Raw genomic sequence first — 25,734 nt, 5'->3', positions numbered from 1 at the left:
GCAAGGATTGTTGGCAATGGCCTTGGGTTCGGGGCGCACGTCCGGCGCGGGGCGCATGCGGGTGAAGGGAGCGTCGCGGCGGAGTGCGGTTGAAGCAAGCCGCTTGTTCCATCTTGCGAAATAATTGTCTAACGCTCGGCAAACTGATTAGGATGCTGCCGAGGGCGCGGAGTACGCATAGGTGCCCGCGCCGGTGATGCGTCGGCTTCCACGCAATGATCATGACCAAGACACCATGAAGACATATACCGCGGCCCATTGGGGTGTTTACGAAACTGTTCACGAGAACGGCGTACTGTCGCGCCTTGAGCCGATCCCGGAGGATGACGCGCCGTCGCCCATAGGCGCGGCGATGCTTGATGCTTGCCGCGATGCGTCAGTGAGGGTAAAGCGCCCCAGTGTGCGGCAAAGCTGGCTGCGCCACGGGCCGGGCGCGATGCCGGAGCGCCGCGGCAAAGAGCCTTTCATCGAAGTGCCCTGGGACGAAGCGCTTGATCTCGTGGCCGGCGAGTTGCGGCGCGTGCGGGAACACCATGGCAATCAAGCCATCTTCGGCGGATGTTATGGCTGGTCCAGCGCGGGGCGCTTTCATCACGCCCAAAGCCAGACGCACCGTTTTCTGAATGCGATTGGCGGCTATGTCAGTCATCGGGACTCATACAGCCTGGGCGCGGCGCGGGTATTGATGCCGCATATTGTTGCGCCCATGGAAACGCTGATGAGCAGCCATACGTCGTGGGACGTGCTGGCACGCAATACCAAGCTTTTCGTGACGTTCGGCGGTGTGCCCGAGAAGAATGCGCAGATCAGCGCGGGCGGGCCGGCGCCGCATCGCGTGCGCGGCGCACTTGCGCGCATGGCCGATGCGGGCGTGCGCTTCGTTAACATCAGCCCGGTGCGCGACGACCTGCTGACGGGGCGCGAGAGCGATTGGTGGCCGATTGTGCCCAACACCGATGCGGCGCTGTTGCTGGCAATCGCGCATACCCTGTATTCGGAAAGCCTGCATGATCGCGCTTTCCTGGACAAGTACTGCGTTGGTTTCGACGTCTTTGCCGCGTATCTGTCGGGTGAGGCCGATGGCCGACCGAAAAGTGCGGAATGGGCGGCGCCGATCACCGGAATCGACGCGGCTCGTATACGCGCGCTGGCACGCGATTTGGCGGCAACCCGATCCATGATCAACGCCGCCTGGTCGCTGCAGCGCGCCGAGCATGGCGAGCAACCCTATTGGCTTGTGGTCGTTGTCGCGGCCATGCTGGGCCAGATCGGCTTGCCGGGCGGTGGGTTCGGCGTGGGGTACGGCGCGGTGAACATGATAGGCAGTGCTGTGCCCAAGTTCTCGGGGCCCACGTTGTCGCAGGGGCGCAATGCCGTGGCAGCCTTCATCCCCGTTGCCCGCCTTTCGGACATGCTGCTGCACCCCGGAGAGCCGTTCCAGTACAACGGAGCCCAATACCGGTACCCCGATATCCGTCTGGTCTACTGGGCGGGCGGCAATCCCTTCCATCATCACCAGGATCTGAACCGCCTGGCGCGGGCCTGGCGCAAGCCCGAGACGATTGTGGTCAATGAGCCTTTCTGGACGTCAACGGCGCGCATGGCGGACATTGTCCTGCCTGCCACGACTACGCTTGAGCGCGATGACATCGGCTATTCGAACCGCGAGCGCTACATGGTAGCGATGCACCGGGCCATGTCACCCTATGGCGAAGCCCGCGACGATTATCAGATTTTCTCCGAGCTGGCTCAGCGCCTGGGTGCGTGGGACGCCTTCACCCAATCGCGCAGCACGATGCAATGGCTGGAAGCCATGTATAGCGAATGCATAGGCAGCGCCCATAGATCGGGCATCGCGCTGCCCGATTTCGACACTTTCTGGAAGCAAGGCCGGATCGACTTGCAGCCCGAGGGCGAGCCGGAGGAGGGAGTGGTGATGCTGGCGGACTTCCGCCATGATCCCGCCGCCAACCCGCTGACCACCCCATCGGGCAAGATCGAGATACACAGCGAGCGCATCGCCGGTTATGCCCTTCCCGACTGCGCCGGTCACCCGGCCTGGTACGAACCGAAGGAATGGCTGTCGCCCGCCGTGGCTTCCGAGGGATGGCTGCATATGATCTCCGATCAGCCCCACACACGCCTGCACAGCCAACTGGACCACAGCGCATACAGCCGGGGCGGAAAAATCAACCAGAGAGAGCCCGTGCGCATCAATCCGCGCGATGCGGCGGCGCGCGGCATCAGCGAAAACGATATCGTACGCGTGTCGAACGGCCGGGGCGCCTGCCTCGCCGCGGCATTGATTACCGAGGGCGTGCGCCCGGGCGTGGTGGCGCTGGCCACCGGCGCCTGGTTTGACCCGTGCCTGGCGCCGGACGGATCCAATCTAGAAAGCCATGGCAACCCGAACGTATTGACGCAGGACAGGCCGGCATCAGCCCTGAGCCAGGGCTGCGCCGCGCAGTCTTGTCTGGTGCGCCTTGAACGCTATGTGCACCCCTTGCCGCCGATCACCGTTTTTGAAAGCCCCGACATAATGCCGGCGTGAACATCGGGACGCACAGCCGCGGCGCCCCGCCCCGACCGGCGCTACTTTTTGGCGCTGACCATATGCCGGGTAATGTACCCGAGCGCATGGTAGCTTTGGTTGCCCCCAAGGCTAAGGGTGATCGCCTCTGCAGCCCTGCCGAGGTGATCTGCGAAACCCTTTATTTGCTGGGGGCGAAAGCGGGCGGCCGGGCCTGAGAGGCCGATGGCGGCGATGACCTGGCCCGAGCCATCCAGAATGGGGGCGGCAACACCATACACGCCTTCACGCCACTCGCCCCGATTGACCGCATAGCCTTGTTTGCGGATTTTCTCGATTTCCTGTGCGAAGCGCTTGGGGCTGGTGATGGTTGTTGGGGTGATCGGCTTGAGGTTGCCCGCTATCCGCTGAAGCATGCTGTCGGAGCGATAGGCCAGCATGGCCTTGCCGGTTGCCACGCAATAGGCGGGTATGCGCCCGCCGATTTGTGTATAGGCCCGGATAGGGTTGTCGCTTTCGATCTTGTGAACATAAACCACCTCGTCTTCATCCAGCACGGAGAGGTGAACGGTTTCGCCCGTTTGATCCATGAGCGTAGACATCCATTGCTCTGCATGCCGTTTGAGATCCAGCTTGGAAAGTACGGCGGAGCCGAGTTCCCACAGCTTGATGGATGCGCTGTAGCCCCCTGTGACGTCATCGCGTATGACGTACTTTAGTTCGGACAGCGCCTGCAAAAGCCGATGAACATTGCTTTTGGCCAGACCGAGATTGTTTGCGATGTCGGTAAGGCTTTGCTGCCTATCGCTGTGAGCCAGGAACTCGACGACCTGCAACCCCTTGATGAGGGTGTTATTCATGCCTTGGTTCCATTATATGGAAATGTTTTATTGTAATTTGGAACCCTTATAGAATCAATCCTGTCATTGATATTGCCTGCGCCTATGCGCGGAAAATTTTTGAAAAGGGCTCGAAATGAATGAGATCGAAACGAGCGCTCTACCATTGACCGGGATCAGAGTGATTGAATTCTGTTCGGTGGCGGCCGGCCCGTTTGGGGCAATGCTGTTGGCTGACATGGGGGCGGAAGTGATCAAGGTGGAGCCGCCGGGTGGGGATGCGCTGCGGCAATGGCCACCGATCCGGGAAGGCTTTAGCGAAAACTTTGCATCGTTGAATCGGAACAAGTCGTCGGTTGTGCTGGATCTGAAAAATGCGGACGATGTTCGGCTGGCAAAATCGTTGATCCTGGGTGCGGATGTGGTGCTCGAGAACAATCGCCCCGGCGTCATGGACAGGCTGGGGCTGGGCTATGCGGCGCTTTCCGCCGAGCACCCCAAGCTCGTGTACTGCTCGATCTCCGCCTATGGGCAGACTGGCCCCCGGGCGACCGAGGGCGGTTTTGATCTCACCATACAGGCAGCCTCAGGCGTCATGAGCGTGACGGGAGAGCCTGATGGCGCGCCGGTGAAATGCGGCGTTCCGTTGTCGGATTTCGCGTCTGGCCTGTATGCGGCGTACGCCGTGGCCTCCGCGCTGCTGCGCGTGCGCGCTAGCGGGCGCGGCGCGCATATCGATGTCCCCATGTATGGCTGCACCTTGGGTATCGCCGCCTTGCAGACCAGCGAGTATTTCGGCACCGGCAACAGCCCGAGGAAGCTGGGATCGGCGCACCCGAGAAACGCACCCTACCAGGCTTACCAGGCCAAGGACGGGTATTTCGCCATCGCGGCGGGCAATCAGAAGCTATGGCGGGAGGTGTGCAGGGTTGTTGGCCTGGAGCATCTGTTCGATGATGCGCGCTTTGCGTCGCCCACTGAACGCGCCCGCAATCAATTGGCGCTAAAGGATATTCTGGAGCCGGTGTTTCAGACGGCTCCCGTCGATACATGGATAGAAAAATTCAGAGAGGCGGGCGTGCCTCATGCGCGCATCAATGACTATGCCGCCGCCCTTGGCGACCATCAGGTGGCCCATATGCAATGGGTGCGCGACATCTCGCTGCCGGGCGGTACGCAGACACGCACATTTGCATCGCCTCTTATGATGGATGGCAAAGCATTTCCCATAAGAATGAATCCGCCGGCGTTGGGCGAACATTCCGAGAATATCCGTGAGGCTTGCGCACAGGGGGAGGGTAGTCGGTAATGAGTACGAATCAGCAGAACACAGAACGCTTGCGAAAGTTTGTTGGCGCCGTCGACACGTTGCTTGATGCGCCTGCGCTGGACGAATCAGAAATACGCGCGGGGATCGAGCCGCTGATGAAGCAGCTCGTTGCTCACGACGACTGGCTGCCGCGCGAAATGGCGGAGCCCGACGCGCAATACTATCGTCAGTACCTGTTGTATGGAGATCCGCGCGAGCGTTTTTCCGTCGTCAGCTTTGTCTGGGGGCCGGGCCAGAAAACACCGGTTCACGATCATACGGTCTGGGGCGTGATCGGTGTGCTGCGCGGCGCGGAAATCAACCAGATGTACGAGGCATCAGGCAGTGGCCTGCGCAAAGCGGGCGAAGCCGATGTACTGCGGGCGGGAGAGGTAGCCTATGTGTCGCCGGCTTCTGGCGACATTCACCAGGTAAGCAACGCATTCTCCGATCGCGTGTCGATCAGCATACACATATACGGTGGAAATATCGGGCGTATCAATCGATCTGTGTTCGATCCCGACACCGCGGCCAGCAAGGCGTTTGTGTCGGGATATGCCAACGCGTTCGTGCCGAATCTGTGGGTGGGTTAAAGCGCATGCTGCAGGAGATACTGAAAACAGAGCGCCATGCGGGTGTTGTCCGCCTCACGCTTCGGCGGCCCGAGCGGGGCAACAGCCTGTCTCCCGACCTGGTCGACATGCTTGCTGAGCAGGTGCGCATAAGCTACCAGGACGGCACGCGTTTACTGGTGCTTGAAGCGGAAGGCAAGCATTTTTGCACGGGTTTCGATCTGTCCGATCTCGATGCCGTGACCGACGACATCCTGCTGGCACGCTTTGCCCGGATCGAGCTGCTGTTGCAGGCGTTGCATGCCGCGCCGTTCACGGTGGCGGCCATTGGTCATGGGCGCATCATGGGTGCGGGGGCTGATCTGTTCCTGGCCTGCGAGCAGCGCTGGATCAAGGGTGACGCAAGCTTCTGCTTTCCCGGTGCGGCATTTGGCCTGGTGCTGGGGACGCGCCGCCTTGCGTCCATTGTGGGTACGGCCCGCGCCCGCGCTTGGGTGCGGAGCGGCAGTCTGATTTCCGAGGCGCAGGCGCATGAGGCGGGCATGTTTACCGACCGTGTAGACCACGCTGAGATCGACATCCGCATAGAACAATTGGCCGCTGAATCTTCCCGTCTTTCCCTGAATACCCATGCTGCTGTGCAGCGAGCCACTCGCAGCACAGCAGACGAGCTCAATGCAGATTTGTGTGCACTGCTGAAATCCGCGGCTGAGCCAGGGCTGAAGTCGCGCATCGAGGCATACCGCCAAGCTTCGCGAAAATGAACGCTAAACAACGGACGTAAACGAATGGACAATGCAAACGCGGCGCTCGCGCTGAGCGCGTATATGAATCCCCGCAGTGTTGCGGTGATTGGCGCATCGGAAGACCAGTCTAAATTTGGGGGGCGCTTGTATCGCATGCTGCTGCGGCATGGGTACTCGGGTACGGTGTATCCGATCAATCCGGCGCGCGAGACGTTGCTGGGCATCAAGACATACCGCTCGGTGGCCGAGCTGCCCGAAGCGCCTGACATGGTAGTGATGGCGATCCCCCACGCCAAGGTATTGGAAGAAGTGAGCGCATGCGCGCAGAAGGGTGCGCGCTGCGGCATTGTCATCACATCGAAATTCTCTGATGCGGGGGAGGAAGGCGCGGCGCTGGAGCGCGAAGTCGTCCGTGCTGCGCGGCAGGGTGGCATGCGCCTGATCGGCCCGAATTGTCTGGGCGTCATCAGCCCCGCGCATCGCCTGGTGCTATGTTCATCGCCCGCCCTGGACGTGGAGACGCTGGCGCAAAGCCCGATCGGTTTTGTCAGCCAGAGCGGCGCATTGATGGCGACCTTGTTCGACCGCGCACAAGGCCAGGGCATCGGATTCAGTCATTGCGTCTCGGTGGGCAACCAGGCCGATCTGGAGCTTTGCGATTTCGTGGAGTGGATGATTCACGACCCGGCGACAAAAGTGATATGCACCTATATCGAGGGCGTCAAGTCACCGGCTCGTTTGGTGGCTCTCGCCAGGAAGGCCCGCGCGGCCGGCAAGCCCTGGTTGGCCGTGAAGGCAGGGAAAACAAGCATGGGCAGCCGTGCCGCGTTTTCCCATACGGCAAGCATGGCGGGTGATTACGCCTCGATGGAAGCGGTGTTCCGGCGCGAGAACATCGTGCTGATGGAAGACCCGGCCGCCATGCTGCTGCTGGCAAGCGCAATGGCGCGTTATCCGGGCCGCCGCGTGGATCAAACCGCAATCATCACAACCTCTGGCGGTGGCGGTGCGCTGAGCGCGGATCGTCTTTCCGAGGCGGGGATCCCGCTGGCGGAGTTCGAGCCGGCAACGCAGCACAAGCTTGCCGAACTCTATTCGGAAGGGCAGGCGCAGAACCCGATTGATGTGGGCGGGCGCCGTCACGACGTGGCAGCCAATGCGTCCGACATCGTCGAGCGCACCGCACGCATCGCCTTGGAGGATAGCCGCGTGGATGCGGCGCTGATGGTGTTGACCACTGCGCCTGCGCTGCACGATGTGACGCGCTATCTGGAAGAGGGCGCCAGGCAGAGCGGCAAGCCCTCGCTGTTTGTGATGCAGCCCGGGCAGGCAGCAGACGCGTCGCGTCAAGTGCTTGTTGAGCGTCGCCAACCGTTCTCGGACAACCTGGGCGAAGCGGTGCAAGCGCTGGCCGCCTGGCGCGCGTGGTCCGCGTACCAAGAACCTGGTGAGGCTGTGCGTCCAATAGGCTGCACCGCTGCCGCACTGCCCTCGGGCGAACTGGGTGAATTCGAGAGCAAGCAGCTCCTGGGCTCGATTGGCATACCCGTCAATCGTGAACGGCTGGTGGGTTCCGAGCAAGAGGCGCTTGCATGCGCGGCCGATGTAGGCTTCCCGTTGGTAGCCAAGATTGTTTCGCCCGATATCGTGCACAAATCGGATGTTGGCGGCGTACTGCTGAACATCATGGATGAAGCCCAGTTGGCCCGCGGTCTTCGGACAATGCGCGAACGTATCGCGGGCGTCTGCCCGAACGCCCGGATCGAGGGCTTTTCGCTGCAGGCGATGGAAGGCGGAGAGCTGGAGCTGATTCTGGGCGCGCGGCGCGATGCGCAATTCGGCCCGCAGGTGGTTGTGGGAAGCGGCGGCGTGCTGGTCGAGGCGCTGAAAGACATCGTGGTGCTGCCCGCGCCCTTCGACGTGGACACGGCCAAAGCAGCGCTGGCGCGTTTGCGCGTGGCCCCGCTTCTGCAGCCTTACCGCGGCCGTGCCGGTCTGGACATCGATAGCGTCGCCGACGCGTTGGTGCGCCTGGGCTGGCTGGCGTCCGATCTGGCCAAGCGCGATTTTGAAATCGAGATCAACCCATTGAAAGTGAAAATACAGGGGCAGGGATGCGTCGCCGTGGATGCGCGCGCCCGGCTGTCCTGACGCTGAACCCGCAAAGGAGGAATCAAGGCGATGAGTGTCGTGACGATAGAACATCATGGGGCCGTAACGCTGTTTACGATCAACCGGCAGGACAAGCACAACGCCATCTGCAAAGATACGGCGCTGGCGCTGCAGGATGGATTTGCCGAGTTTGACCAGTCGGACCAGCGGGTTGCCGTGATTACCGGCGCGGGCGACAAGGCATTCTCGGCCGGTGCCGATGTGTCCAACCTGCCAGAGCTGTGGCGCTGCATACCCACCGTGGGGATCACCACTGAAAAGCCGATCATCGCGGCGACCGCTGGGTGGGTTGTGGGCGGCGCCATGGTAATGCATATGATGTGTGACCTCGCGGTGGCGGCCGAGAACACACGCTTTTCTTATCCCGAGGCCAAGCTGGGCTTCACGGGCGGGATGATTGCCGGCCTTGCCGCGCGGATTCCCCATAAGGTGGCGATGGACGTCATGTTGCGCGGTGCCATCCTTGATGCGCAGCGCGCCTACGATGTGGGGCTTGTGAATCAAGTCGTGCCAGTGGGCAAGCAGGTGGAGGCCGCGCTCGAGATGGCCGCCTCGCTGGCCGAGATGGCGCCGTTGGTTCAGCGCACGCTCAAGCGCTTCGTGACGGGGCACGTGCTGGCCAAAGGGCCGTCCGAAGACATGGCGCACATCGTGCGGGATCTGGGCGTGGTGCGTGAAAGCGCCGATACACAAGAAGGCATGCGCGCATTCCGCGAAAAGCGCAAGCCTGTATACACCGGCAAGTAATGCACGGAAGGCGATCTACAGATAACGATGCAGGGACAACGTCGCGCGATTGTCTACACCGGAGCGGATGCCCAGTGGAAGATGTCGCGCGGCGAACGATACACAACAGGAGGACGATGATGATGAGACTGGGGAAATGGCTCGGCGCGATGGCGATCGGTCTGGTGATGGGGGCGCCTGCGATGTCGGCGCCGCAGGCGCCCACGGGCCCGATCAAGCTGGTGGTGCCTTATCCGCCGGGTGGCGGGGCTGACAAGGTAGCGCGATTGGTCGGGCAGCGTCTGGGCGAGGTGCTCGGGCAAACCATTGTGGTGGAAAACAAAGGTGGTGCGGGTGGCTCGATCGGTACGCAATACGTTGCTCGCAGCGCGGCCGATGGAACAACATTGCTGCTTGCGCCGACGGCCATCATGGCCGTGACGCCTTACCTGCGGCATGTCGAGTACGACCCGGAGAAGGACTTTGTGTCGATTGCCAAGTTAACGTCTTCGATCGGTATCGTGACGGTCCGCAAGGATTTTCCAGCCCAGAATATTCAAGGTCTGATCGAGTATGGAAAACAGCATCCGGGCAAGCTCACATATGGTTCGGCCGGCCTGGGCACCCTTACGCACTTGCAGGCGGCCGCACTGATGCAACGTCTGGGCATAGAGGCACTCCATGTACCCTATAAGGGATCCAGCGAAGCACTGAATGATCTGATGGGAGGTCGGATCGATCTTGTCGTTGATAGCCTTACATTGCCGCAAGTCCTGAATGGTTCGGTCAAGGCGCTCGCCATTACGCGAAACAATCGGTCAGCCGCGCTTCCCGATGTGCCAACGCTGGAAGAGCAGCGCGCAGTCCTGGGGATACCAAGCTGGTTCGGTATATATGCGCCCGCAGGCACACCGCAGGCGGTTGTCGACCGACTGGGGAAGGCGGCAGGAGAAGTCATGGCAGGGCCGGACATGGAGGAACAACTGGCATCTATGAGTATGTATCCGAGCTTTCAGGGTCCAGCGGAGTTTGCAAAGCAACTCAAGATCGATACGGCCCAGTGCCGTGAGTTGATCAAGCAGGTGAATATCAAGCTGCAGTGAGTTTTCGGAAAGGCCTGCGCGGCAAACGTGCCGCGCAGGCCTTTCCGCTTAGAACCGGAAGCTCACCCGCGCCCATACCGTGCGGCCGGGCTCGTTGAATGGTGATGTGCCCGAGTAGCCGAAGCCGCTGTTGCCGAGCAGGTTCAAGTGTTCGGTGTAGGTCTTGTCGAACACGTTATCCACGCCAATGGCCAACGAGGCCCGCTTGTCGAAGGCATAGCCGGCATTGAGCGACAGCACGCCGAAACCGGCGCTGGGCCCGAAATCCTTGCCGACGACGTTGCCCTGATTGACGGCGTAGCGATGCTGGCTGGCCACAAGCCGCCATACCGCACCGGCTGACCATGGCCCTTGCTCGTACTGCGCATTGAGCGAAACTTCCAGCGGGGGAATCTGCGCCATAGGCCGGCTGTCGCTCTGGTTCTTGCCCCAGGCATAAGCGAGGCTGCCGCCCAGCTTCCACGACGGCGACACCCGCCAACTGCCGCCCAATTCGCCGCCCATGATGCGGGCATCGACGTTGCGCGCGCGCGAGATGGAGCCCATCATGCCGCCCGGCATGTAGTCGAACAGTATGTAGTCCGCAATGGTGCCGGCATAGGCCGAGACCCATGCCTCCACGGTGTCGGTCTTGTACTGTGCACCGATATCGATCTGCGTGGTTTTTTCGGGCTTGATGCCGTCAAATGCGTTGCGTGCGCCGCTTGGCCCCATCTTTGGAGAGAACAGTTCCCAGTAGTCGGGAAACCGCTGCACATGTCCGATCCCCGCATACAGCGTGGCTGGCAGGGATTGAAGATCGTGTTCGTAACGCACGAATCCGCTGGGCAGGGTGTCTGAGCGGCGCTCGTTGGCGGTGGGGTTGAGCCGCTGCATCCCGCGCATGCCCGTAACGCTGCGCATATCCTTGGTCGACGCATGATCCAAGCGAGCACCGCCCACGATCCGCTGATGCGGCGCCAGTTTCCACGTCAGTTCGCCAAAGACGCCAACATTGCTGAAGTTCGCATCCTGCGTCCATGGCGAATATGGCATCGCGCCCATCTTGCTGCGCGCTCGGTGGTCGCTGTCCATGAAGTCCATGCCCGCAATCATTGATACCGTATCGGAGAGCGCCAGCGTGGCGGCCAGGCGGCCTCCCTGCGTCCTGCGATCCACATTCGATGCCATGGGATGATTCATGCCGCCACCGGGCTTGAACTGCCGCAGCGTGTAATTGTCCATGACGTGATCCGCATAGTTGTAGTAAACCTGGCCCTCCAGCGTTGTGAACACATCGCCCAGATTGGCTTGACGAAATCGGAAGGCGGCGCTTTCGCGCCGGAACTGCGTGCCGTCCATGCCGCGTCCCGCATAGCGCGCTTCGCCGTCGCCAGTGCCGGCGCTGATCTCATAATAGGAATCCGCGTCGGGCGTGAAGCCAAGCGCCACATCGGCATTCCATTTATCCCAGCGTGAAGGCACCACGTTGCCGTCGCCATCTTTGTAATCCTGGGCATGCGAATGATTGAACCCGACCCGGCCATAGATGCGCTCATTGCCGACCGTCATGTCCACGGCCTGATCGTTGCGCCCCCACGACCCGCCCATCAGCGAAGCGTCTGCCAGGAAACCGGCTTCGGTAAAGCCTGGCGGCTCGCGGTCGAAGCGCACCGTGCCCGCTGACGCACCCGGCCCCCACAGCACAGTCTGTGGACCTTTGATAACCGTCAAGCGGTCAAAAGTCTCGGGCGAGATATAGGATGACGGAGCATCCATGCGGGAAGGGCATGCGCCAATCATATTGCCGCCGTTGGTCAGAATGTTCAGCCGCGAGCCGAACATGCCGCGCAGCACAGGATCGCCATTCGAGCCGCCATTACGAATGGCGGAGAAACCGGGTATGGTCGTCAGGTAGTCGGTGCCGTCGCTGGCAGGCAGGGGTTGGCGTGGCAGCTTGGGGTCGGTCACGATCGTCACGGGCGAGGTCGGCGCAACGCCGGTGATGACGATGTTTTCGAGCGTGGTGACGTGTGCCTGGTTCGTGTTGTCGGCCTGTTGGGCCCTGGCGGGAAAGATGGCAGCCAGCACAGCCAGTGCAAGCGCGTTGCGCGCATATTCGATCGGGTAGTTCATTTTTTATCCTAGTGCATACCGTAAAGGGCGATGACAGCGCGGGTGTGCGTCGTCGCGCCCGTACACCCGCCCGCAAGCACGGGGGCGCGGGCCGCACGCGTAGCGGCAGCGCAGCCGGCGTGTTGCGCGAGCGGGCACAGAGGTTCAAGAAGAGGGAGGGCGGAAACCAGGCCGGGTGCCACCGTCGCAGGCGCTGCCCAGACGGGCCGCGTCGATGCATCGATGCGAGTCTATGGGCAGGCGGATCCGCGCACGGAGGGATCTCCATGCGGGTCATGCGTCTGTAAGGTAAAGCCGGCCGTCGCCCTTAGGCGAACAAGGAGATAGGCGGCGCGCGCGAACCCAGCGGCGGACCGCGCAGTATGTTGACGACCGGTTCGGCAAAGGCGGCAGGCCGCAGCGGCAACACTGCCGCCATGGCAAGCGGCTGTACGGAAGGCGTAGCCGCGCCGGCGATTGCGGCAAGATGGGTCAGCAGGCTGAAAGGGCATTCCAGGCTGCCGTTTGCATGATGGTTGCCGCGATCGCTGCCGTGATCGTTCCCAGCTTCGGACGCCGTCTCGGTGGTGATGTGGTATTTCGCGCCCGTCACATGCACAAGCATGCCAGCGGCCTCGGCAGGCCGCGACATGTGCGCCAGCGGCCCCGCGTCTTGCGCAGCCAGTGCGCCGGGCGGCATGCCTACCGAACAGATTGTGATGCGCAGCTCGCCGCTGCGTATGGCCGTCAGGTCGGGCATATAGCCCAATGGCATCAGCCCACGCAGCAGAATCGCCAGCGCCAGCAGCCAAAGCGCCGGACGTGCACGGCGCAGTACTGGGCGGGAGGAATGAGACGGGTGAGCCATGCCCGGAGTGTATCGTGATCATCTTGCCGGGGCAGGCATTATCATGCTGAGTGTCTGCGCAAGGTCAAAACAGGCGCCATCTACCCCGTGATGGATTTCCTCCCGGCGCCTCCACCCGCGAAACGTTCAACCACCGCGAACTCCGATCGATGATCACCGTCAACAGAATCATCACAATGAGGTAGGTGCTGGCGCGCTCGAAGCGGAACCACTCGAAGTTGAAGCTGAACTGGAAGCCCAGGCCGCCGACACCGATCAGGCCGAGTACCACGGCGGCCCGCACATTGCTTTCGAATTGGAAGAAGGTGTAGGTGCGCCAGTCGCGCCACACCAAAGGCACGGCCACCGCGGCGTAGGTGACGGGGCGCGACGCGCCGCAGGTAGACTCGAAGCGCCGCAGCGGCTGGTTGTCGAGCGCTTCACCGAACACACGGGTCAGCACACCCAGGGTGTGGGCGGCGATGGCAAGCATGCCCGCCACGAGGCCCGGCCCGAAGAAGGCGATGAAAAGAAACGCCCACATCACTTCGGGTACACCGCGTGCAATGACGGCAACGGCCCGTGCGGCGACCAGTTGCAATGCACGCCACGCCCGGCGCCAGGACGACGGCGTTTCACCGGTGAAGCGTTCGGACAGCCACTGGAAGCTTGTCGAATGCAGGTAGGTGAGCAAGACGGTGGCTGCTACGCCCAGCATTGTGCCGACGACCGCGATGGCCAGCGGTACGGCGGCGGACTCTATTGCGCGCCACACAAACCATTTGCGAAGCTCATCCAGCCAGGCCGACCAAGCGGCCGGACGCCAGGCATCACTCGGCCCATAATGTGCGAACAGGTCTACCGCCTTTCCGGCCGATTGCCGGGCTGCAATGGCCTCGGGCTTGCCGAGCCCGAGGGCTGCCAGGTCGAGGTCGGGCGACAGCAGCCGTTCGAAGAAACTGAGCTTGTTCCAGGCCTGGCCTGTGATCAGCGCCACGGCGGGCGCGAGATGATTCCGTGCCTGCCCGCCATCGCCTGCCCGGTTGCCCCAGCCCATGAACCAGAGCGACCACACCAATATCGCGGCCACGAATCCTGCCGCGTACCATGCGCGCAGGGGCGGGCGGGGGTGCGAGCCCATGCGAGCGGTGATCGGCGCCCGGCCTTGGGCCTGGGCCGGATCTCCGCGCAGCGCCTTGCGCACATGATTGCTTGCCAGATCTGCGGTCAGGGTCAACAGCAAGGTGAAGACGATCAGCGTACCGATCTTGTCCCAGGCACCGAAACGGATCTGATACCAGATTTCCGCGCCAAGCCCGCCGCCGCCCACCGCGCCGATCACCGCCGCATTGCGAATCGCGCATTCAGTCCGCATCAGCGTGAATGAAAGCACATTGCGCGAGGCGAGGGGGCGGATGCCGTACAGAAAGGTCGCCAGCCTTCCACCGCCCAGGCTGCGTACCTGTGCATACCGCGATGGGTCGATGCTGTCCCACAGTTCGCTATAAACCTTGGCCAGGATGCCGGTGATATTCAGTGCCAGGGCCAGTGCGCCGGTCAATGGCCCCAGGCCAATCATGGCGACGAGGATAATGGCCCACACAAAATCGGGCACTGCCCGCAAGACGTCTTGCAGCAGGCGGCAGGCCGCGCACAGCAGCGCGGCCGGTGAACGCAGGGGGAAGTGGCGCCACAGGCGGTGAGCGTAAAGGCCCTGCTCGTCGCCCACACACACTGCGCGGCTCGCACCCATCGCCAGCGGCCACGCAAACAGCACGGCGAGCGTGGTGCCCAGCACCGCCGCCGACAGCGTCTGCAAGGTGAGGTCCCAGGCATGCAACAAGAAATCCCCGGACAAGTCAGGGGCCAGAAAAGCAGCCAGCCACGTCGCTATTCTTGCGGCGGCCTGTGCTCGCCGCTGCGCATCGGTTAGCGCCGCCCAGTCCCATTCGACGGAAAAACAGGCGGCAAGCACAGCCAGCGCCAGCAGCAACAGCGCAAGGAAATTGCCCAGCGGGCGCCGGGTTCGGCCGTGCAAGGCCGCGGCTTCTATTGCAATCGCCGTCATGCCGGCAGCGCCAGATCGTCCAGGCGCAGCGCCCGGTATTCCGCACCGTACAGATCGCGCAGCAGTTGCTGACTGATGTCGGCGGGCACGCCTTGCCAGAAAATACGGCCCTCTCGCAAGGCAACAACGCGGTCGAAATTGCCTTGCAACAGATCAAGGGTATGCAGGTTGATCAACAGCGCCGCCTCGTCGCGTCGCGCCAGCTCGCACAGCAGCGCGATGATCTCCTGGCCCAGCCGCAAGTCCAGCGCACTGACCGGCTCGTCCGCCAGGATCAGCCTGGGTTGCTGCACCATCAGGCGCGCCACAGCGACACGTTGCTGCTGGCCACCCGAAAGCTCGTCGGGCAATGCCCATAACCGATCGGCCAGCTCAACGCGCGCAAGAGCAGCGCGTGCAAGATGGATCTGTTGCGGCCACAGCAAGGAAAGCAGCGCGCGGGGCAGCGGCCAATGACCCAGCCGCCCCATCAGTACATTGTGCAGCACGCGCAATTGAGGGATGAGGTTGTCTTGTTGATGGAGGAAGCCAACTTCTCGCCGCAGCCGCTGCAACCGCCTGCCGGATAACCTGGCCGTGTCCTGATGGAGTGTTGTGACCTGGCCCTCGGCGGGCTTGATCAGGCCCGCCATCAGGCGAAACAGCGTGGTCTTGCCCGCACCCGAAGGGCCGATCACGGCCACGCGTTCCCCGGGCGACACAGACAGGCTCACGGCATCGAGCACGCGTCGATGCCCGTAAGACACCGAAGCGTGTTCAAGCACAACAGATGCCGGGGCTGCGGGGCGGGCGCTGGATTCAATCATCGCAATCGTTTGAAGCAGACATCAACCGCCGATATCGAGGCCCGACTGCAGCAAGTCAACATAGCCCTGCCATTCGGACATATCCGCCTCGACGAAGCGCTTCGCCTTCAGGTAGCTGAGCACCTTTGCGCCGTTGGCATCGCCCGCGTCCAGCACAAGCAGAGCCGCGCGCAGCCGCTGCAACAGGCTTTCGTCCAGGTCGGCGCGCGCCGCCAGCCCGTAATCGATGTAGGGCGGCGTCTTGTAGATGATCGGCGCCCTGGCTTTGAGCGCTTCGGAGGCTTTCTCCCATGACGCGTAGTTCAACGCCCCGACATCGTACGCGCCGTTGGACACCATTTGCATCACCACATCGTGGCTGCCCGAGTATGCGACCGTGCGGAAGACGTTCTCCGGCGCGGTGCCGGCTTGGTCCATGAAGAACTTGCGTGGCCGTACATGGCCCGACGTGCTGCTCTTGCTGCCGAATGTGAACGTCCATGATTTACCCTTCGCCAGCGCGGCCAAGGCTTTCAAGTCGGCCACCTCGCCCAGCCCTGTGGTGGGGTTGGCGATGAAATAACTGACGAACCGCTTGTCGATATCGCGACAGCCAAGGATGGTGAGCTTGTCGCCCATCATCATGCGCGCTTGCGCGATCGTCACCGCGCCCAGCCAGGCAATGTGGGCGCGCCCCGTCGCCAGCGCGGTGACACTGGCCGCATAGTTCTCGACATGCATGTATTCCACCGGAATGCCGACGGCCTTTCCAAGATAGGCGGCCAGCGCGCCGAAATTCTCCCGCATACGATCGGCATCGCCATCGTCGGGGATGGCAGTGATGATGAGTTTTGCGGGTTGCTGCCGGGCCAGCGCACGCGCGCTGAAAGACAGTGGCGTCGCCAGTGCCAAGGCGAGTGCGGACGCGGAACGCAAATACTTCCTGCGCACGGCAGAGAACGTATCGGTCATGGAGAAGCTCCGGGTTTGGTGGGGAGCCCTATAGTACTGCGGGCAACGCAGTGCATGCACAGCGCGTAGCGACGACGCTTAACTACCCTATCTCACGAATCAGGCTGATCAGTTTGGGGGCGATTGTTTCCCGCAGCCAGGACGCGTCGAGCTTTACGCCTTGGAACGAGCAGCTCAAAGATGCAGGTTCGTCTTGATCGATGCGGCCCATGGGGACGGCGACCGCCTGCACGTCCGGATACAGCTCGCCGACGTTGGTACAGCAGCCGTGGCGGGCGAACTGCTTGATGTTTGCCATGGTCGCCTCGCCAAACCGTTGCCAGTCTTCCGGCGATCTGATCTGGATCTGGTTCAGAATTTGCATGCGCTCGTCTTTCTGGCAGGACATTAGGCAGGCCCTGCCCAGTGCTGTGCCGATGAGGGGGCGCACCTCTCCGACGTCCATCCGGTAAAGGCGATTGTTATCGGCGCGAATGGCCTCTATGCACACAATACCCATTTGATCGCGAACACCGATGGCAACCGTGCCACCGGTCTCTTTGGCCAGTTGCCACATTAATGGGCGAGCCCGTGTTCGTATCCGGTACGACTCCAACAACGGAGAGCCCAGCACCAGAATCTTGTTGCCCAGCCGGTACTTCCCGTAGTTCTTGCTCTGGGTCAGGTAGCCCATGCAAAGCAGCGTGTAGGTAAGCCGGGACACCGTGGCGGCGGGTAGCCGCAGCATGTTCGCCAACTCTTTATTGCCCAGCTCAAGGGTGTCGGTGCTGAAGCAGCGGAGTAGCTGCATCCCGCGGGCCAGCGTCGTGGCGAATTGCCTGTCTCCCTCGTACTCCTCATAACCCAGCGGCACTCGACTCTGAGGCTTCATGGCACGATCCAGTCAAGAAAATATGACATAGCGAAATGCAATCATACATAGCAGAACTGCCAGCCACAAGTTGTATAGGGCTAAACATAATCCAATCCATCACATTTGATTAATTCAAATTTAAAGGAGATGCATGGTGACGACGCTGAATCGAGAGCCATTGCCGGTCAACGATATTCCGGCATTGAACGGCAACAATGCGCCCGTTCATGAAGAAGATATTTTTGAGGACATGGTGACGATCGGCACTGTCCCCACAGATTTGAATGGTCTGTATGTCAGGAACGGGCCGAACTCGTATTTTCCGCCCGATTGGCGATATCACGCCTATGACGGCGATGGCATGCTGCATGCCGTGAAATTTGAGAACGGAAAAGTCACCTATCGCAATAAGTTCGTGGCGACCAGTGGCTTGGAAGAAGAAAAAGAAGCGGGCAAATCACTTTGGAAAGGGCTCAAAGAGCCGGTCAGAGCCGACAGGCCAGATCAGCTCTGGAAAAATACCGCCAATACCGATGTCAAATATCATGCCGGCAATCTGATTGCCATGTGGTATCGCTCGGGTATGCCGTATGCCGTCAATCCGGAAACACTGGAAACGGTAGGGCACTACGCTTTCGATGGCGTTTCGACACGGGTGTCCGCGCATTCCAGGCCCGACGAACATACCGGGGAGTTATTGTGGTTCGATTACGATGTGAAGCCGCCCTACATGACGTACGGCGTGGTGGGGCCTGATCGGCAACTGAAACACAAAATCGAAATCCCCCTGGACAGCCCGTCGCTGCCTCATGACATGGCCGTCACCGAGAACTATGTCATCTTGCATGATTTCCCGTTGCGGCCCGATAGCGAGGCGCTGCAGGCCGGCCGCTACAAGGTGAAAATGTATGAAGACCGGCCCAGCCGGTTCGCCATTGTTCCACGCTATGGCCAGCCCGATGACATCCGGTGGTTCGAAGCCAAGCCCACTTACCTGCTGCACGTCGTCAATGCCTGGGAAGATGCGGACGAGGTTGTCATGGTGGGGACACCCTATCGCATGCATTCGGCGAAAGACGGCAGTCTGGATTTCCGCCGTTTGGAGGAAACCATACATTGGCGTCAGCGGGATTATGTGCTGTACGAGTGGCGCTTCAATCTGAAAACAGGTGAAACCACAGAAAGAGTCATTGATGATGTGCTGAATTCAGAATTTCCCGTCATTAATTCGGCATATCAGGGGCGCAAAAATACATTCACCTATAACGTGATTTTTCCCCACGGTGGAAAGGAAGAACCACGCTACCCAGGCCTGGTGAAGTTCAACCTGAACACCGGCGGCTATGTCGCCTATAGCGAGGGCCCGCAATTTTTCTACAACGAGCCCGGTTTTGCCCCGCGCGACAACAGCGTAGCGGAAGACGACGGCTATCTGGTTACGTTCGCCTGGAACCCGCGGGAAGAGCGTTCCGAGATCCAGATTTTCGATACGAAGAATGCGAAGCTCGCGGAAGGCCCGGTTGCAAGGGTGATTCTGCCGCGCCGAGTGCCGCATGGTTTTCACGCGACCTTTGTCAGCAAAGCCAATCTGGATAAGTGGAAATAAGATGATACTGGCATCCAAAGACATCATCGCTCAATACACGGATAAGGGGTGGTGGGGTACTGAAACCTTGGGTGAGCGATTCATTCGGACTGCGAATCAATTGCGGGATACCTTCGCGGTAGCCGATCCGCCGAACCTGGCGAGTTTGACGGACATCGCGCCGCGACGGTGGAGCTGGGCCGAGCTGCTGCACAAAGTGGGCCGATATGTTGCGTTCTTTCAGGAGCAAGGCGTTCGTCCCGACGAGGTCGTCGTCGTGCAGCTGCCGAATATGGTTGATCTGCATGCCATATATTTGGCCTGCGCCATCAGCCGCATTATTGTTTCGCCCGTGCCCATGCAGTACCGCTATCACGAGTTGAAACACGTGTTCGAGGTGACGCACGCACGCTGCGCCATCACAGTGACCCGTTTAGGCAATCATCGGCCCTTGCAGGAGCTGCTGAGCAACGCCGGGAAACTCGAATCGCTCGAAAAGGTCTGGTACCTGGGGGCGGAGGCCGGGCTCCATACCGAGGCTACGAATATCGAGGAAAGCATCAGTGGCTTGCCCTCTCTCGATGCCGCGCAATTGACGCAAGCGCTCGCACAGTCGAACGTGACGGCTAATGACGTGTTGACGATATGCTGGACGTCGGGCACCGAAGCGCAACCCAAAGGTGTACCGCGCAGCCACAATGAATGGTTTATTGTCGGTAGTTCTGTCATCGATGCGGGGCAATTGTCCCAGGGCGACCAGTTGTTGATCCCCTATCCCTTCGTCAATATGGCGGGCATATCCACCAGCCTGATCGCCTGGCTGATGATAGGCGGTGGCCTGCATCACCACCATCCTTTCGATGTGGATGTCTTTGTTGACCAATTGCGCGCCGAGAACATCAACTATGCGGTTTCCGCGCCGGCCGTGCTGAGTATGCTGTTGAAAGACGTGGAGAAGCTGGCCGGCATCAATTTCGACGTGCTGACGCGTATCGGATCGGGCGGCGGACCAGTCTCGGATTGGCTGGTGGAGCAATACCATACGCGCTTCGGCGTGGAAATCGTGAATTACTACGGTTCCAACGAGGGGGCGGCACTGGCCTCGACGCCACAGGATATTCCCGACAGGCGCCAGCGCGCCAACTTCTTTCCTCGATACGGCGTCACAGATTTCAACTGGTCGGTCGGAAATTCGCGTCGAGTCAGCACCCGTCTGGTCGATCTGGAGACGGGGGCGGATATAACTTTGGCGAATCAAGTAGGAGAGCTGCGTTTCAAAGGGCCGACGATTTTTAGCGGCTACTATCGGGCGCCCGAGCTTTCCGCCAACGCCTTCGACGATCAAGGGTACTACCGCACCGGCGATCTTTTCGAAATAGCGGGGGACGATAAACAGTACTACCGCTTCGTCGGTAGGTCGAAAGATATCGTTGTTCGGGGCGGCATGAACATATCGTCGGAGGAGATTGAGAACCTGCTGCTGGGGCATCCCGCCATTCGCGAGGCGGCCATTATCGGCTGGCCGGACGAGCGCCTGGGCGAACGTGTCTGTGCGGTCGTGGTACCCGGAAACGGCGTTGCGTTGAGCTTGCCGGTGCTGGTGGATTATCTGCGCAACGAAGAGAAGATCGCCGCCTTCAAACTGCCCGAGAAGCTGATCATCGCGGACAGCCTGCCGCGCAATCTGCTAGGCAAGGTGCTGAAGCGCGAGCTGCGTCAGACCTATTTCGGCGACGGGGCGGCGGGATGAAGCCTGTTCTTGTTTTTGTGCCAGGCATGTTGTGCGATGAACGCCTATGCGTGCCTTTGATATCGGCCACCTCTGAATTCGACCTGCAGATAGCCGATACGCGACAGCATAAATCCATTGAAGAGATGGCCAACGCCGCCTGGCAGCTGATTCTGTCTTTGCCGGCAGAGCGGGAGATCGTGTTGTGCGGATTCTCCATGGGCGGTTACGTCGTGTTGAACATGTTAAGTGACATGAGACGCCCCACTGAAGCGGCCGTGTTGATATCAACGTCGGCACGCGCAGCTACAGAGGATGAAAAGGCGAACAGACGGAAAGCCATCGAATATATCGGGAGCAATTTCCCCAAGATGTTGGAGCATCTTGCCGCGGTGGGCTTTTCTCAGCCTACGCCAGCGACTGGAAAGTGCATCGTCGATATGGGAATGCATATCGGGCCGGAGATCGCCAGCCAGCAATGCAGGGCGATCATGGATAGGCCTGACGTCAGGTCCATGCTTGGCCGTATTTCGATACCAGTGCATGTTCTCTGCGGCGAAAACGACAGGCTGACACCTCAGCACTTATCCGAGGAGATGGCGTCGCTTATCCCGGGCGCCTGTCTGCAAATTGTGCCGGATGCCGGCCACATGCTGCCCCTGGAAAAAACGGAAGCGTTCAAGAAGTTGATTAACAAGGTTTTCATGGAAAAGAAAACCACTAAAACCAGAATGGAGACACTGTGAAGTATCGGTTATTTAAAAGCGTCGCTTGCGTGGCGGGAGCCTGTCTTATCGCGTCCGGTGTGGCCGTTGCCAATACGTTTCCCGAACGACCCATCAGAATCATCACCCCCTTCCAGGCCGGCAACGTGCTCGACGCCGCCACCCGGGATCTGGCCGACCAGTTTCACAAGAACACCGGCAAAACCATGATTGTCGAGAATCGAGCAGGTGGGGAAGGGGTGATTGCCGCCCAAACTGTGATCAACGCCAAAGACAGCGGTTATAGCCTGCTGGTTTCCACGACCTCCATCATGGGCATCAATCCTCATCTGATGAAGAACCTGCCCTACGACCCGATCCGGGATTTCACGCATGTTTCGAGCATGATAGGAATGACACTGGTGCTGGCTGTGCGCCAGGATATGCCCGTGAACTCGTTGGACGAATTCATACGCTGGGTGAAAGAGCACCCCAAGAGCATTACATACGCCTCATTCATCGCTTCGTCTCAGTATCTGGGGGCCTTGCTGAACAGCAAGGCGGGGATCGATATGTTGAGCGTTCCCTTCAATGGCACACCAGCCGCCGTCCAGAACCTGATGGGCGGGCATGTGGACGCGGCCATACTGCCTTTGGCGGCGATCAAGACGCTCACGGATACGGGCAAGCTCAAGGTGCTGGCGGTATCCAGTCCAGAGCGGTCCTCGCTGCTGCCCGACGTGCCCACATTCCGCGAAAAAGGTTTGGATGCCTTGACCGTATATATCTGGGCCGGGCTGTCCGCCTCGCCCGACACTCCGCCGGACGTGGTGGCGTGGTTGAACAAAGAGATCGTGAAGATTCTGCAAGACCCTGCATTGAAGGAAAAATGGGCTCGCCTCGATATGACACCGCTGCCTTCTACCTCGGCCGAGTTTGTCGCGCATATTCAAGCCGACCAGCGCTTGTGGGGTTCCGCCATTGATGCTGCCAAGTTTCTGGGGGAGCGATGAGCAATATGTCCAGAATCCCATTTCGTTTGACGGTGCCAGTTGTGGCAGCCCCCATGTTTTTGATATCCGGACCTGAGCTGGTTATCGAAGCCTGTAAATCCGGGATTGTCGGCGCATTTCCAACCTCGAACGCCAGGCCTATTGGCGTTTTGGAAGCGTGGATGGAGCAGATTGTCGTCAGCCTGGCGGAGTTCCGCCAGGCCAACCCCGACAAACTGGTCGGTCCATGGTGCGCGAACCTCATTACCCACACATCAAACCAGCGTCTTCCAGAGGATCTGCGGCTTGTTGCGAAATACCAGCCGCCTATTGTTGTGACCGCCTTGGGCAGCCCGAAACCTGTCATTGAGGTTGTGCATGGTTATGGGGGATTGGTAATCGCCGACGTCATTAATCTGGCGCTGGCCCGCAAGGCAGTCGCTGCAGGAGTTGACGGGCTGGCTTGCATCTCGGCTGGGGCAGGCGGGCACACAGGTCAACTCTCGCCCTTTTCATTCGTGAGTGCGGTGCGGCGATTCTTTGACGGCCCGATTGCCATCGGCGGTGGAATCAGCGATGGCTGGGGAGTGGCAGGCGCGATCGCCGCGGGGGCAGATCTGGTCTACATGGGAACCAGATTCATACCTACCCACGAAAGTATGGCGCAGGACGCTTATAAGCAGATGGTCGTGGACAGCACGGTGGACGATCTGATCATTAGCGCTGCGCTGACCGGCGCCCCGGCCAGTTGGTTGAAACCCTCGCTCGAGGCCAATGGTGTGGACCTGAACAATATGCCCGCCGTGCCCGAACGGAACTACGACAGCAGCAAGTCTTTGGATGCCAGGCGTTGGAAGGATATCTGGGCGGCGGGCCAGGGTGTGGAGTCCATCGAGCGCGTGGAATCAACGGGTCATGTGATCGCTCAAATTACACATGAGTATCGACATGCCCGCGAAAGAATGCTCGCCCTGAGCGCATGAACAAGGTGGCCTGGCAGCAATGAATATTCTGTTGACCAACGATATTCAGAACAATATCGCGCAGCTCGTCGTGTTTCGCGATCTGTTGGCCGGTTCGCGTATGAGGGTATTGACGCTTCAGGTGGTTCCCGGGGGCTCAATAGGCCAGGGCTTGTCGCGGGTACCAGAGGCAGGCCCGGAGCATCCTGTTTACCTTAACGCGGGGCATGCCGAGGAGGGCGTATCGGCGGCGTGCTCGAAAGCCTGGATAAACAGCGAAACATGGGTTGTTTATGTGTGCCAAGCGTTGCCAGCCGTGAACGCTGTCGCCCAACGCGCACTGACCCATGGTTTGTCCTGCCTCACATTGCACATCGCCCGCCCAGACGCGCTTTGCATTCAGGTAATGGACCTGGTGGCTGAGGTTGCCGCACTGGCCTTGCATCGCCCGCCCCCGATCCCGTGCGAGCTGGTGGCGAGCGTGGAGAGCGATCGTACCAAGGCAAATGTCGTGGGCCGGGATCGCGACAGCGTCGGTTTGCGACTGTCTGTACGCATGGATACGGACACCCCCGCGCGGCCCTGTGCTTTGACGGAATGGCTGGACCGCCTGTTGATGGCGATACATGGGCGCATGAGCATGCATGGCGAAGCGTGCACATGCTGTGCCCTGGCGCCGGCTCAAAAATTGAACTTCACATCCCTTACAACAGAAGAAGGAATTCTGAAAGCATGACAACGATCAACTGGAAGCGTATTCAAGATGGCGTGGAACGCGATAATTCGAGAATGATCTGGAAGCCTTACGGCGCTCCGCAGATTCTTGATTTGGAGCATTCCTCATTACATGATGCGGCTATTTCTGTGCCTTGGCGTATTCCTGAAAAACTGGCGATTTCCGTTGCCATCACAGGCGCATTCTTCAAGCATGACCAGAACCCGAATCAGCCGCTGACCACCGATGCCATCAGGCAGTCGTCTCTGTCCGTTCTTGAGGCGGGGGCGAGCACTGTGCATATCCATGTACGGGATGACGACGGCTACAACACGCTCTCCCTGGAGCGCTTCGAGGCTGTTATCAAGCCGTTGAAGCAAGCCTATCCCGACTTGGCCGTCGATGGGTGTCTGGTGCCCGCGCTTGAAGGAGAGTGGGACGAAATGCGGCGCGTGCTGAATGCGGGGCTGCTGGACGCCGCACCCGTCAACGCAACCGTGACATATATCGGTGATTCGCTGTTTGCCAAGCCGGCACCGCTGCTCATGGAAAAGACGCGCTTGATCGTTGAATCGGGCGCCGTGCCCGAAATTGCGGTATACACCGATGCGGACATCTCCAATGCCGACCGGTTCCTGATTCGCAGTGGCTTGATCCAGACACCTGCCGTCTGGCTGATATTGCCCGCGTTGCCAGGTTGCAGCCCCATGGAAAACCCACGTCAGATGGTCGAAGGCCTGACCCGCATGGTCAGCGCCATTCGCGACATTGACCCCGAAGGCATGATCATGGTGTGTGCAGCCGGCCGGGCCAGCATGTATGTTGCCACGCTTGCCGCACTCATGGGCCTGCATATCCGGGTCGGCATGGAAGACACATACTGGCTCTGGCCGCATCGCGATGATCGCGTCGAATCCAACCTGCAAGCCTATCAACTGGCGACCCACATATCTGCGGTGACGGGCAGGGACATTGCTTCACCCGCCGAGTATCGCAAGATGATTGGCGCCTGAGCCGGCCATCGCACCGGCACGCGTTTCGTCCCGAACGATCCGGGGACGAGCCCGAATGGGTTGGAGGCCCCGGCTGGCGTGGTGGCGCAAATTCAAGGACACAAGCCCAGCGCCATTGCCGAAAAGCACTACCGCCGCCGCCCGTTGGACTTGCTGCGCATAGAGGCATGGCTGGGGCTTGAGCGTCGCGGCGAAGCCCGCTTGTGGCTGGCGGAACAAACCGCCTATGACATGTGGCAGGCCGAGCAAAAAATAAAGACTGCACCGCTGCACGTTCAGCGAGCGCCGGCGTTGCATGACTTAATGCGCCCCCGTATTTCACGAAAGTGTTTACAAGGTGCGGCTCTACATCATGAACGGGGGACAAGCGGTATTCATTAGACTTGTTTTTGCGAAGAACATTTCTAATGGAAGCAAT

21 protein-coding genes and 1 pseudogene are annotated in these 25,734 nt (G+C 60.4%); 15 read left to right on the top strand and 7 right to left on the bottom strand.

The features are described 5' to 3' along the window. The first annotated feature begins 235 nt into the window (after positions 1-235). Complete coding sequence (locus LOL23_RS15290; RefSeq protein ID WP_237173835.1) at positions 236-2,551, top strand: molybdopterin guanine dinucleotide-containing S/N-oxide reductase; 2,316 nt, start codon at positions 236-238, stop codon at positions 2,549-2,551. A 41-nt stretch (positions 2,552-2,592) separates the two neighbouring features. Here LOL23_RS15290 and LOL23_RS15285 read toward each other — a convergent pair whose 3' ends face one another. Beyond that, positions 2,593-3,390 (bottom strand): IclR family transcriptional regulator, encoded by a 798-nt coding sequence (locus LOL23_RS15285; protein WP_160977203.1) that lies wholly within the window; start codon positions 3,388-3,390, stop codon positions 2,593-2,595. A gap of 115 nt (positions 3,391-3,505) precedes the next feature. Here LOL23_RS15285 and LOL23_RS15280 point away from each other — a divergent pair, with 115 nt between their 5' ends. The 6 genes from LOL23_RS15280 to LOL23_RS15255 all read left to right on the top strand — a co-directional run bounded on the left by LOL23_RS15280 (position 3,506) and on the right by LOL23_RS15255 (position 9,997). After that, positions 3,506-4,678, top strand: a complete 1,173-nt coding sequence (locus LOL23_RS15280) for a CaiB/BaiF CoA transferase family protein (RefSeq protein ID WP_160977201.1) — start codon at positions 3,506-3,508, stop codon at positions 4,676-4,678. Then, positions 4,678-5,271, top strand: coding sequence for a cysteine dioxygenase family protein (locus LOL23_RS15275; RefSeq protein WP_160977199.1), 594 nt, complete (start codon positions 4,678-4,680; stop codon positions 5,269-5,271). The genes LOL23_RS15280 and LOL23_RS15275 overlap by 1 nt, the downstream gene beginning before the upstream one ends. 5 nt (positions 5,272-5,276) lie before the next feature. After that, the gene (locus LOL23_RS15270; RefSeq protein WP_237173834.1) at positions 5,277-6,014 is read left to right on the top strand and encodes an enoyl-CoA hydratase/isomerase family protein; all 738 of its coding nucleotides are present in this window, start codon (positions 5,277-5,279) and stop codon (positions 6,012-6,014) included. Positions 6,015-6,077: 63 nt separating this feature from the next. Continuing rightward, complete coding sequence (locus LOL23_RS15265; protein WP_237173833.1) at positions 6,078-8,147, top strand: acetate--CoA ligase family protein; 2,070 nt, start codon at positions 6,078-6,080, stop codon at positions 8,145-8,147. A gap of 30 nt (positions 8,148-8,177) precedes the next feature. After that, positions 8,178-8,915, top strand: coding sequence for an enoyl-CoA hydratase/isomerase family protein (locus LOL23_RS15260; RefSeq protein WP_160977193.1), 738 nt, complete (start codon positions 8,178-8,180; stop codon positions 8,913-8,915). A gap of 116 nt (positions 8,916-9,031) precedes the next feature. After that, positions 9,032-9,997 (top strand): Bug family tripartite tricarboxylate transporter substrate binding protein, encoded by a 966-nt coding sequence (locus LOL23_RS15255; protein ID WP_160977191.1) that lies wholly within the window; start codon positions 9,032-9,034, stop codon positions 9,995-9,997. A gap of 48 nt (positions 9,998-10,045) precedes the next feature. Here LOL23_RS15255 and LOL23_RS15250 read toward each other — a convergent pair whose 3' ends face one another. The 6 genes from LOL23_RS15250 to LOL23_RS15225 all read right to left on the bottom strand — a co-directional run bounded on the left by LOL23_RS15250 (position 10,046) and on the right by LOL23_RS15225 (position 17,634). Next, positions 10,046-12,112, bottom strand: coding sequence for a TonB-dependent copper receptor (locus LOL23_RS15250; RefSeq protein WP_160977189.1), 2,067 nt, complete (start codon positions 12,110-12,112; stop codon positions 10,046-10,048). Between the two features lie 307 nt (positions 12,113-12,419). Next, positions 12,420-12,959 (bottom strand): DUF2946 family protein, encoded by a 540-nt coding sequence (locus tag LOL23_RS15245; protein WP_237173832.1) that lies wholly within the window; start codon positions 12,957-12,959, stop codon positions 12,420-12,422. Between the two features lie 64 nt (positions 12,960-13,023). Beyond that, positions 13,024-15,006 carry a PhnE/PtxC family ABC transporter permease gene (locus LOL23_RS15240; protein WP_237173831.1) on the bottom strand — a complete coding sequence of 661 codons (1,983 nt, stop codon included), beginning with the start codon at positions 15,004-15,006 and terminating at the stop codon, positions 13,024-13,026. Next, positions 15,003-15,812, bottom strand: a complete 810-nt coding sequence (locus tag LOL23_RS15235) for a phosphonate ABC transporter ATP-binding protein (protein ID WP_160977183.1) — start codon at positions 15,810-15,812, stop codon at positions 15,003-15,005. Before LOL23_RS15235 ends, LOL23_RS15240 begins: the two co-directional genes overlap by 4 nt. A 21-nt stretch (positions 15,813-15,833) precedes the next feature. Next, a complete protein-coding gene (gene phnD / locus LOL23_RS15230; protein ID WP_160977181.1) occupies positions 15,834-16,763 on the bottom strand; it encodes a phosphate/phosphite/phosphonate ABC transporter substrate-binding protein in 930 nt (309 codons plus the stop codon). A gap of 82 nt (positions 16,764-16,845) precedes the next feature. Then, positions 16,846-17,634, bottom strand: a complete 789-nt coding sequence (locus LOL23_RS15225) for an IclR family transcriptional regulator (RefSeq protein WP_160977179.1) — start codon at positions 17,632-17,634, stop codon at positions 16,846-16,848. A gap of 133 nt (positions 17,635-17,767) precedes the next feature. On the opposite strand from LOL23_RS15225, the gene LOL23_RS15220 reads away from it, so the two are divergent. The 8 genes and pseudogenes from LOL23_RS15220 to LOL23_RS19175 all read left to right on the top strand — a co-directional run. Further along, positions 17,768-19,222 (top strand): carotenoid oxygenase family protein, encoded by a 1,455-nt coding sequence (locus LOL23_RS15220; protein ID WP_237173830.1) that lies wholly within the window; start codon positions 17,768-17,770, stop codon positions 19,220-19,222. 1 nt (position 19,223) lies between these two features. Next, a complete protein-coding gene (locus LOL23_RS15215) occupies positions 19,224-20,951 on the top strand; it encodes a class I adenylate-forming enzyme family protein (RefSeq protein WP_160977177.1) in 1,728 nt (575 codons plus the stop codon). Next, complete coding sequence (locus LOL23_RS15210) at positions 20,948-21,676, top strand: alpha/beta fold hydrolase (protein ID WP_237173829.1); 729 nt, start codon at positions 20,948-20,950, stop codon at positions 21,674-21,676. Before LOL23_RS15215 ends, LOL23_RS15210 begins: the two co-directional genes overlap by 4 nt. Further along, positions 21,673-22,647 (top strand): Bug family tripartite tricarboxylate transporter substrate binding protein, encoded by a 975-nt coding sequence (locus LOL23_RS15205; protein WP_160977173.1) that lies wholly within the window; start codon positions 21,673-21,675, stop codon positions 22,645-22,647. The genes LOL23_RS15210 and LOL23_RS15205 overlap by 4 nt, the downstream gene beginning before the upstream one ends. A gap of 53 nt (positions 22,648-22,700) precedes the next feature. Further along, a complete protein-coding gene (locus LOL23_RS15200; protein WP_237173828.1) occupies positions 22,701-23,609 on the top strand; it encodes an NAD(P)H-dependent flavin oxidoreductase in 909 nt (302 codons plus the stop codon). 19 nt (positions 23,610-23,628) lie between these two features. After that, entirely contained in the window at positions 23,629-24,324 is a 696-nt protein-coding gene (locus tag LOL23_RS15195; protein WP_160977169.1) for a hypothetical protein, read from the top strand. Then, positions 24,321-25,316 (top strand): beta-keto acid cleavage family enzyme, encoded by a 996-nt coding sequence (locus LOL23_RS15190; RefSeq protein ID WP_160977167.1) that lies wholly within the window; start codon positions 24,321-24,323, stop codon positions 25,314-25,316. Before LOL23_RS15195 ends, LOL23_RS15190 begins: the two co-directional genes overlap by 4 nt. A 63-nt stretch (positions 25,317-25,379) precedes the next feature. Then, a pseudogene (locus LOL23_RS19175) lies at positions 25,380-25,508 on the top strand (preprotein translocase); the annotation flags it as partial. Positions 25,509-25,734 lie beyond the last annotated feature (226 nt).

Source organism: Paracandidimonas lactea (assembly GCF_021653995.1).
Lineage (GTDB): Bacteria > Pseudomonadota > Gammaproteobacteria > Burkholderiales > Burkholderiaceae_B > Allopusillimonas > Allopusillimonas lactea.
Note: the sequence above shows the minus strand (reverse complement) of the source record. Positions and strands in the feature narration are given on the sequence as shown.